Source organism: Methanobrevibacter sp. 87.7, assembly GCF_002208625.1.
Taxonomy (GTDB): domain Archaea; phylum Methanobacteriota; class Methanobacteria; order Methanobacteriales; family Methanobacteriaceae; genus Methanarmilla.
Genome location: NZ_MRCT01000250.1, coordinates 1 through 1,629, shown reverse-complemented (window position 1 = coordinate 1,629; position 1,629 = coordinate 1). Strand labels below are relative to the sequence as shown.

Below are 1,629 nucleotides of genomic sequence, written 5' to 3'. Positions count from 1 at the left end.
AAACTCTTAAAAACATTTACTATAAACAAAAATAGCTAAAAAAACTTAAAATATATAAAAAATAGAAATTAACTAAAAATAACTACAATAAAATAAAAAACACTAAAAATAGCAAAAATAGTACAAATTAATAAAATAAAAAAGGAAGATGAATAAATCTATTCATCATCTTTTTGTAATCCACAAGCTTTTCTGAGTCTGGTTCCAACTTTTTCAATTTGTTCGTTGTTTTCAGCAGATCTCATTTCTTTTAAGTTTGCGAAACCAGTTTTATATTCATCAGCGAATTCATCTTTAAAGGTACCATCTTGAATTTGTTTTAATACTTCTTTCATACCTTTTTTAGCTTCTTCACCAATAACAGTGTTTCTTCTAGTTAATCCACCGTATTCTGCAGTGTTACTTACATCTTTCCACATACCTTCGAAACCTTTTTGGTAGATGATATCTACAATAAGTTTAACTTCGTGACAAGTTTCAAAGTATGCAATTTCAGGTTGGTATCCAGCTTCAACTAAAGTTTGGAAACCAGCATTAATAAGTTCAGTTAATCCACCACATAAAACTGCTTGTTCACCGAATAAATCAGTTTCAGTTTCTTCTTTGAAAGTAGTTTCAATAACACCTGCTTTAGTAAATCCAGCAGCTTTTGCCATACCTAAAGCTAATTGTAAAGCGTCACCAGTAGCATCTTGTTCTACTGCAACAAGACCAGGAATTCCAAAACCATCAAGGTAGGTTTTTCTTACCATAGAACCAGGTCCTTTAGGTGCAAACATAACAACATTTACATCATCATCTGGTTCAATTAATCCAAAGTGAATATTATAACCGTGAGAGAATGATAAAGTGTTTCCACTTTCTACGTATGGTTTAATTTGTTCATTGTAAACTTTTTCTTGGATTTCATCAGGAATTAAGATGTGGATGATATCTGCTTTTTTAGCAGCTTCTTCAATGGTCATTACATTCATACCATCATCTTTAGCTTTTTGCCAAGAATTTCCGCCTTCTCTAAGTCCTACAATTACGTTTAAACCACTGTCAGCCATGTTTCTAGATTGAGCATGACCTTGACTTCCGTATCCAATAACAGCGATAGTTTTATTTGCAATAACGTCTGTATCAACGTCTTTATCATAATACATTTGCATGTTAATAAACTCCTTTAATGATTTTTAAAAAAGATTATTAGAAAAAATAATTTTTATCTAAATAAATATTATTGTAATAAAAAATATTAAAATAACATTTTGTTACAGTAATATTATTTTATAGTTTAATTTTCATTACTTATAAACTTAATCCATGTAAATAAATTGAACATTATTACAATAAAATACATAAAATTAGCCAATTGTAAATATATACTAATAAATGATTTAAATAATCTAAGTATAAAAACATAATATTAATAAATGTCAATTTTTGAATTAATAAAAATTTCATTTAAAAAGAATATATAAAAAAATTTAAAAGTATATTGTAAATATTTCCAATAATTTTGTATTAAAAATTTTAAAAAATTTAAGAAAAATTTTAAAAAAATTAGAAATTAAAATTATATAAAAATAAAAATTAGAAAAATAATAAAAAAATAAAAAATACCTAAAAAAAATAAAAACTAAA

General features: G+C 25.4%; 1 protein-coding gene. It reads right to left on the bottom strand.

The features are described 5' to 3' along the window. Positions 1 to 158 precede the first annotated feature (158 nt). Entirely contained in the window at positions 159 to 1,154 is a 996-nt protein-coding gene (gene ilvC / locus BGI41_RS08025; protein WP_088540178.1) for a ketol-acid reductoisomerase, read from the bottom strand. Positions 1,155 to 1,629: the final 475 nt, after the last annotated feature.

Coding starts and splice junctions, on each gene's coding strand:
- ilvC (WP_088540178.1), bottom strand. CDS start 1,154: ATGCAAATGTATTATGATAAAGACGTTGATACAGACGTTATTGCAAAT.